At 63.9% G+C, this 7,816-nt stretch carries 7 protein-coding genes; 1 reads left to right on the forward strand and 6 read right to left on the reverse strand.

Annotation, left to right across the window (positions count from 1 at the left end):
* From EN969_RS08500 to EN969_RS08520, 5 genes are all read right to left on the reverse strand, one after another.
* A partial coding sequence (locus EN969_RS08500; protein WP_164758183.1) for an FAD-binding oxidoreductase occupies nucleotides 1-1,080 on the reverse strand: 1,080 nt, incomplete at its 3' end.
* Entirely contained in the window at nucleotides 1,077-2,258 is a 1,182-nt protein-coding gene (locus EN969_RS08505; RefSeq protein ID WP_013531134.1) for a pyridoxal phosphate-dependent aminotransferase, read from the reverse strand. The genes EN969_RS08505 and EN969_RS08500, both read right to left, overlap by 4 nt.
* A complete protein-coding gene (locus EN969_RS08510) occupies nucleotides 2,251-3,156 on the reverse strand; it encodes a homocysteine S-methyltransferase family protein (protein ID WP_013531135.1) in 906 nt (301 codons plus the stop codon). The genes EN969_RS08505 and EN969_RS08510 overlap by 8 nt, the downstream gene beginning before the upstream one ends.
* Nucleotides 3,153-5,606: an FAD-dependent oxidoreductase gene (locus EN969_RS08515; RefSeq protein WP_027160526.1), complete on the reverse strand. Its 2,454-nt coding sequence runs from the start codon at nucleotides 5,604-5,606 to the stop codon at nucleotides 3,153-3,155. The genes EN969_RS08510 and EN969_RS08515 overlap by 4 nt, the downstream gene beginning before the upstream one ends.
* Nucleotides 5,607-5,626: 20 nt before the next feature.
* Nucleotides 5,627-6,169 carry an XRE family transcriptional regulator gene (locus EN969_RS08520; protein WP_032807957.1) on the reverse strand — a complete coding sequence of 181 codons (543 nt, stop codon included), beginning with the start codon at nucleotides 6,167-6,169 and terminating at the stop codon, nucleotides 5,627-5,629.
* A 225-nt stretch (nucleotides 6,170-6,394) separates the two neighbouring features.
* Between EN969_RS08520 and EN969_RS08525 the strand changes: the two genes are divergently transcribed.
* Nucleotides 6,395-7,099 carry a nitroreductase gene (locus tag EN969_RS08525; protein WP_063170259.1) on the forward strand — a complete coding sequence of 235 codons (705 nt, stop codon included), beginning with the start codon at nucleotides 6,395-6,397 and terminating at the stop codon, nucleotides 7,097-7,099.
* Nucleotides 7,100-7,110: 11 nt separating this feature from the next.
* Here EN969_RS08525 and EN969_RS08530 read toward each other — a convergent pair.
* Nucleotides 7,111-7,816: MFS transporter (locus EN969_RS08530; RefSeq protein ID WP_127419071.1), on the reverse strand; the 706-nt coding region annotated here is incomplete at its 5' end.

Below are 7,816 nucleotides of genomic sequence, written 5' to 3' on the forward strand. Positions count from 1 at the left end.
GGAGGAGACGATGCCGATCGAATTGTAGCCGGTCGCCATCCAGTAGCCGGACAGTTCCGGCGCCTCGCCGAGATAGTAGCGGTCGTCGGGCGTAAAACTCTCGGGACCATTGAAGAAGGTGTGGATGCCGGCGGTCGCCAGCATCGGCATGCGGTTGACGCCCATTTCGAGGATCGGCTCGAAATGCTCCATATCCTCCGGCAGTTGGTCGAAGCAGAAATCTTCACGGATGCCGTCCATGCCCCAGGGCTTTGCCACCGGCTCGAAAGCGCCCAGCATCATCTTGCCGGCGTCCTCCTTGTAGTAGGCACACTCGTCGGGCACACGCAGCACCGGCAGGCGGGTGAGGCCGGGGATCGGCTCGGTGACGAGGTAAAAATGCTCGCAGGCGTGCAGCGGGATGGTGACGCCGTTCTGCGCTCCCAGTTCGCGCGCCCACATGCCGGCGCAGTTGACGACGATGTCGGCCTCGATCGTGCCTTGCTCTTCGCCTTGTGTCCAGGACACGCCCGTGACGCGGCCGGCCTTGCTGTGGACCTTGGTGACCTTGACGTTCTCGACGATGGTCGCACCGCGCTGGCGCGCGCCCTTGGCCAGTGCCATGGCGATGTTGGCGGGGTCGCACTGGCCGTCGAGCGGCAGATGCACGGCGCCGACGACATCGGAAACATTGAGATGCGGGTACATCTCGCTGACTTCCCTGGGCGAAATCTCGCGCACGTCGACATCGAAGGCACGCGCCAGCGACGCTTGCCTGTAGATCTCGTGCTTGCGCTCCTCGGTCAGCGCCACGGTGATCGAACCGACCTGGCGCATGCCGGTGCCGACTTCGGTCTCTGCTTCCAGCTTGACGTAGAGGTCGGCGGAATATTTCGCCAGCCGCGTCATGTTCTGCGAACCGCGCAGCTGGCCGATCAGGCCGGCGGCATGCCATGTCGTGCCCGACGTCAGCTGCTTGCGTTCGAGAAGCACGATATCGGTCCAGCCGAGCTTGGCCAGGTGATAGGCGACCGAGCAGCCGGAAACGCCGCCGCCGATGATGACCGCTCTTGCTTTGGCGGGAACTGCCTTGGCGATCATGCTGCCTCGCAACGGTAGCTGGAAGCAAAGCGGCGCAGACGAAGTGCAGCTTCCTGCAGCACGGGTTCGGGCTGGCAGAGGCTGATGCGAATGTGGCCGGCGGCCGCCTCGCCGAAGCTGGAGCCGGGCATCACGCCAACCTTTTCCTTGTCGAGCAGGGCCCAGGCGAATTTCTCGTCGTCCGGCTCGACGGCCGAGATGTCGAGCATGACATACATGCCGCCCTCCGAACCGCGCACGGTGACATCGTTCATGCCCCGCACGGCGTCGAGCAAGACGGTGCGGCGTGCCGCGTAGCGTTCGGCGATCTCCTTGACGCCGTAACGGTTCTCCAGCGCCTCGGAACAAGCGATCGAGATGAAGGCCGGCAGGCCGTAGGTCGTCACCAGATTGAGATTGATCATGAGCGTGATCATCTGCTCCGGTCCCGTCAGCCAGCCCATGCGCCAACCGGTCATGCCGTGGCTCTTGGACATCGAATTGATGACCAGCGTGCGCTCGGCCATTCCTGGCAGCGAGCGCGGCGAGACGTGCTCGCCGCCGCCGAGCGTCCAGTAGACTTCGTCCGACAGCAGCCAGAGGTCGTGCTCCCGGCAGACTTCTGCCAACTGTTCCAGCCGCTCGCGCGAATAGACCGCACCGGTCGGATTGTTCGGCGTGTTGATCAGGATGGCGCGCGTGTTCGGCCGGATTGCCGCGCGGATCATGTCGGCTCGCGGCTGGAAGCCATCCTCGGCCGGTGTCTCGACGACGGTGAAATCAGCGCCAGCGGCGCTGAACGTGTTGGGATAGGTGGCATAATAGGGTGCCACGACGATGGCGTGATCGCCCTGGTCGAGCACGCCCTGCACGGCCGCGTAGAGTGCGGCCTGGCCGCCCGGCGTGGCGATCACCTGATCCGGCGATGTCTCGACGCCGGTGCAGGCGCTCGAGGCTGCGGCCATCGCCTTGCGCAGGCGCGGCAAGCCGGGAAGCGGGGTGTAGTGATGATTGCTGCCGCGAACCGCGGTCACACAGGCTTCAATGGTCTGCGAAGGCGTGTCGAAATCATGGTCGCCAACCGACAGCATGATGATGTCTTCGCCGGCCTCCTTGCGCGTCCAGGCGGCGAAATGGACTTCCCAGCCGTCCTTGCCCGAAGGCACGATGCCGGAAATGCGCGATGATGGTCTAGGCATGCAAAACTCCCGAAATTTCGTAGCCGGCCTGTTCGAGCCGGTCGCGCAGGGCGGCGATGTGCGGTGGTCCGACTTCGCAGCAGCCGCCAACGATGCTTGCGCCAGCCTCCACCCAGCCGATCGCCTGGTCTGCATAGGCATCCGGGCCAAGGTCGTGACGAGCGTGCAGCACATCGACGGTGCCGCCGTGCTTAAGTGCTTCGGTTGACGTGAAGCCATTGGCATATGCGCCGACCGGGCCGCCGAGGCCGATCAGTTCAGGCAAAGCCGCGGCGATTGCTTCCGGCCGGCAGCAATTGACCAGCCGCGCTGCGACTGCCAGGCCGTCGAGCGCGCTTGCCGCGGTGGCAATGGCTTCGCCGCTGCGCAGCCGCGGCTTGCCGTGGTCAGCCAGCGTCCACGATACCCATACCGGCTTGCCGCTTTCCGATGCAGCGGTCACCGCTGCGCGGGCTTCGTCCGCCGACGCCATGGTTTCACACAGGAACAGGTCGACGCCATCGGCCTGCTCGGCAACGATGCGGCGGTAAATCTCGAGCGTCTCCTCGAAGGAAATGGTCAGTGCCGGTGCATAGCTGCCGAAAAGCGGCGACAGGCAACCGGCGATGGCTGCATCGCCGGCCTCGTCGCGGGCCTGCCTGGCCAATTCGATGCCGCGCTTCTGCAATGGCTTGAATAGGTCTTCCGCACCTTCGCGCGCCAGGCGTTCGGGTGTCGCAGAATAGGTGTTGATGGTGATGACACGTGCGCCGGCACGGATGAATTCCGCGTGCAGGTCGCGCACCAGATCCGGTTCGTCGATCAGCACCCTGGCCGACCATAGCGGCGTCGGCTCGGATTGGCTGCGGCGGACCAGTTCCTGGCCCATGCCGCCATCGGTGAGGATGATTTTCTTCATGCGCGCAGCCTTTCGTTCTTCGGATCCCACAGCGGTTCATCCTTCTGCACGATTGCCTGAAAGCGGTCACCGAAGATTTCGACCTCGACTGATGTACCTGGTTTGGCCAGGTCGGCGCGCAGCATGCCGAGCGCGATCGACTTGTCGATGCGATGGCCCCAGCCGCCGGACGTCGTCTCGCCGACGATCTTGCCGTCATGCCAGAGTGTAGAAACTGACGGAGCGTCGCAATCGCCGGGGTTTTCCACCACCAGCGTGACGAAGCGCTTCTTCACGCCTTGCTGCTTTTCGTTCAGCAGTGCCGCCTTGCCACGGAAGTCGGGCTTGTCCCATTTGACGAAGCGTTCGAGCCCGCCCTGCAGGATCGAATAGTCGGTCGACAGATCGCCTTTCCAGGTGCGGTAGCCTTTCTCAAGCCGGAGCGAATCCAGCGCGTACATGCCGAAAGGCTTCAGCCCGTGCTGCTGGCCTGCGGCGCAGACGGCATCGAAGATGGCGGCGGTGTCGTCGATCCTGGTGTGGATTTCCCAGCCGAGTTCGCCGGCGAAGGAGACGCGCACCAGTTTGGCCCAGCGGCCGGCGATCTTCGTCTCCTGATGCGTCAGCCATGGCAGAGTGAGGTCGGCTTCGCAGACATCGGCGAGGATTTTTCGCGAGTTCGGGCCGGCCAGGATCTGGGTCGAGAATTCTTCGGTCCGGTCGATCAGCTTGAACGGTGCGTCCTTGGGCATGCGCGACTTCAGCCATTCGAAATCATGCCACTGCGCGACCGCCGCGGTGATCAGCGTCATCAGGTTCTCGTCGTGACGCACGACGGACATTTCGGTGACGATGCGGCCCTTGTCGTCGGCGAAATAGACGAGACCGATGCGGCCTGGCTTCGGCACCAGTCCGGTGACCTGCAGGCTCAGCCATTCGGCGGCACCTGGACCATCGAGATTGAAGCGCGAGAACCCAGGCAGGTCCAAAATGCCGGCAGCGTCACGCACGGCCAGGCATTCTTCGCGCACACGATGCTGCCATGGCCCGTCGCGGCGAAAGGTCAGCGTGGCTTCCTCGGAGATGTCATCGCCGTCCTGCGCGTACCAGGTGGCACGCTCCCAGCCATTATAGGCGTCGAAGCGGCCTCCGAGCGCCTTGATGCGATCGTGGATCGGCGACAGCTTGCGGTCGCGGCCCTCCGGCCAGGCATGGCGCGGGAACTGGATGGCGTATTCGTTGCCGTAGATCTCCATGCCCTTGGCGACGCAATAGTCCGGCGCCGCGGCATAGGAAGTGAAGCGGCGCGGGTCGCACGACCACATGTCCCATTCGGTCCGGCCCTCGGTCACCCATTCGGCCAGCACCTTGCCGGCGCCGCCACCCTGGGCAATGCCGAAGGTGAAGACGCAGGCCTCGAAGGCATTGGGAACGCCGGGCATCGGGCCGATCAGCGGATTGCCGTCCGGCGTATAGGGGATCGGCCCGTTGATCACCTTGGACAGGCCGGCCGTGCCAAGGATCGGCACGCGGGCGACGGCGTCGGCCAGATAATGTTCCAGCCGGTCGAGATCATCGGGGAACAGCTGGAAGGAAAAGTCCTCCGGCATCGGGTCATTGTGGCTGGCCCAATGCGCGCGGCAATTGCGCTCATAGGGGCCGAGATTCATGCCGTTCTTCTCCTGGCGCAGATAGTAGGAGGTGTCGACGTCGCGCAGCAGCGGCAGCTTCTTGCCTTGTTCCTTCGACCATGCCGCGAGTTCGGGGATCTCCTCGAACAGAATGTACTGATGGCTCATCACCATCATCGGCACGTCGCGGCCGAACATCCGGCCGACTTCGGCGGCGCGGTAGCCGGCGGCATTGACGACGATCTCGCAGCGGATCTCACCCTGTGCCGTCTCGACCACCCAGTCGTCGTTCTCGCGGCGCACGCCTGTGACCGGGCAGAAGCGGATGATCTTCGCGCCCATGTCGCGCGCACCCTTGGCCAGCGCCTGGGTGAGTTGCGCCGGATCGATGTCGCCGTCGCTCGGGTCGTAGAGCGCGCCTTTCAGCTCATGCGTCTCGATGAAGGGATAGCGACGCTGGATCTCGTCGACACCGACAATGTCTATGTCCATACCCTGGTAGAGGCCCATGCCCTTGGCGCGCTGGAATTCCTGCATGCGCTCGAGCGAGTGGGCAAGGCGAAGCGAGCCGGTGACGTGATAGTTCATGGGGTAGTCGACCGCGTCGGCCAGCCCGCGATAAAGCTCGGTCGAATAGCGCTGCATGTTCATCAGCGACCAGGACGAGGAGAAGGTCGGCACGTTGCCGGCGGCATGCCAGGTCGAGCCGGAGGTCAGCTCGTTCTTCTCGAGCAGCACGCAGTCGGTCCAGCCCGCCTTGGCGAGATGATAGAGCGCGGAGGTGCCGACGGCGCCGCCTCCGATGATCACCACGCGCGCCGTGCTCGGCAAACCCGCCATGTTCTTCTCCAAACTTGAACTCAATAGACGGGTGGTGAAACCACCCAGATGACAATTGCCGGCTCGGCACCCGGATTGCGCCAGCGGTAGGGCTTGCCTTCGAAGCGAAAGGAGTCGCCCTCGCCAAGCCGATGCCAGACACCTCCGATCTCGATGTCGAACAGTCCGGACGCGACGTATCCGGCTTCCTCGGTCGGCCGCTGCGCCTCGGCCTTCAGTTCCGCGCCCGGCGCGAAGACCGAACGCACCATCTCGAAGCTACCGCCGAGATCGGGCGACAGAAGCTCCTCCACCAGGCCGGATTCGCTTGTGCCAAGCGTGCGGCGCCTGCCGGCGCGCACGACCACGCCGCGCTCGCTTTCGACAGGTACGTCATGGCTGAAGAACAGGCTGATCGGCACGCCGAACAGTTCGGCGAAGGCTCTGAGGTCACCGAGCGACGGCGTCGACAGGCCACGCTCGACCTGGCTGACCCAGCCGACCGAACGGCCTAGCTTCAGGCCGATCTCGGCGAGCGTCAGCCCGCGCGCCTTGCGCAGGGCCCTGATGTCGCCGGCCAGCACGCGTTCGTCAGGTCCCTGCAATGTTCTTGCGGTAGTCGAAGGCAAAACGCTCTCTTTATGAAAAATCACCGACAAATTTCATGAGAAATCAAGCTCATGAAAAAATCAAGCAGATTTTCACGGATGCACAAGATTTGCTTGCGCGATTTTGACGGTTCATGCAAAGGCTCCGCCGAGAGCGGCGAGTGGGGACGTCCGATCGAGACAAAGGGTAAGGGACGGCCCATGCTGGAAAATAACCCCCGAATCGAGGGCGACGCCGAGATTGTCGACGAGGCGATCCTGTCGCGCCGTTCGGTGCGCGCATTCCTGCCCGACATGGTCGAAGACGACACCATCCGCGCCATTCTGGCGGTTGCGGCGCGCGCCCCATCCGGCACCAACATGCAGCCATGGAAGGTCTATGTCACCAAGGGCGAGAGCAAGCAGCGCATATCGGACGCCATTCTCAATTCCGGCATTCGCGCCGAAAAAGCCGATTGGGACGAGTACCGGTATTATCCCACGCAGTTCTTCGAGCCGTATCTGACGCGACGCCGCGCCAACGGTTTCGGCCTCTATGGCGCGCTCGGCATCGGTCGCCGCGAGGTCGACAAGATGCGCGCCCAGCACGACCGCAACTTCGTCTTCTTCGACGCGCCGGTCGGCATGATCTTCACCATCGATCGCCGCCTCAACCAGGGTTCATGGATCGATTACGGCATGTTCCTGCAGAACATCATGGTCGCAGCTAGAGGCAGGGGTCTGCACACCTGTCCGCAGGCGGCGTTCGCGCCCTATCACCGGCAGATCAGGCCGGTGCTCGACATTCCGGACGAGGAGATCGTCGTCTGCGGCATGGCGCTTGGTTATGAAGATACGTCAAAACCTGAAAACGCCTTCCGCACCGACCGCGTGCCGCTGCAAGAGTGGGTGACGTTCAGCGAATAAGCCAGCCGGCCTCATTCCGTGTTCATCTGTGCGCCGTGGCCGCTGACATGGGCGCCGTCCTGGGGTGTCAGCTTGAGATAGGCGAGCAGCGCGCAGAGCGTGATGATGCCCTCGATCACGAACAGGATGCGGAAATCGTCGGCGACGGCGGGGCCGCCGCCCGCCAGAAACGACAATGCCGCGGCGGCCAGGCCGACGCTGATCGCCACCGCCAGCTGCCATAATATGTAATAGAGCGCGCTGAAACGGGCGAGCTGCTCGGGCGCGATGTCGGAATAGGCGAGGTTGCCGGTCGAGGCCCATTGCGCGGAGCGGAAGACGCCGAAGACGAAGATGTAAGTGAGCACGATCCACACCGGCGTCGTCGCCTGCATCAGCGCGAAGCCGGCAACCAGGGCGGCGACGATGGGCGTGTTGTAGACCAGCACGCGGCGAAAGCCGAAACGGTTGAGGACACGCGGCATGAAGAACCGCATGGCCACCGAGCCGACCGCGGCTACGAAGGTCAGCGATCCCGCCTGCACCGCGCTCATGCCGAAGCCGAGCTGGAACATCAGCGGCAGCAGGAAGACGACCGAGCTAAGGCCGATCGTGTCCAGCCCGCCGCCGGTGAGGAACGAAATGCGGAAGGTACGGATGCGCAACAGCTTGAGATCGAGCAGCGGATTGCGCACGCGCAGGCAGTAGAACGAGGCGATGGTCAGGATGACGAGCGCC

Origin of the sequence: Mesorhizobium sp. M7A.F.Ca.CA.003.01.2.1, assembly GCF_003998945.1 — a bacterium.
GTDB lineage: Bacteria > Pseudomonadota > Alphaproteobacteria > Rhizobiales > Rhizobiaceae > Mesorhizobium > Mesorhizobium ciceri.

Coding starts and splice junctions, on each gene's coding strand:
- EN969_RS08505 (WP_013531134.1), bottom strand. CDS start 2,258: ATGCCTAGACCATCATCGCGCATTTCCGGCATCGTGCCTTCGGGCAAG.
- EN969_RS08510 (WP_013531135.1), bottom strand. CDS start 3,156: ATGAAGAAAATCATCCTCACCGATGGCGGCATGGGCCAGGAACTGGTC.
- EN969_RS08515 (WP_027160526.1), bottom strand. CDS start 5,606: ATGGCGGGTTTGCCGAGCACGGCGCGCGTGGTGATCATCGGAGGCGGC.
- EN969_RS08525 (WP_063170259.1), top strand. CDS start 6,395: ATGCTGGAAAATAACCCCCGAATCGAGGGCGACGCCGAGATTGTCGAC.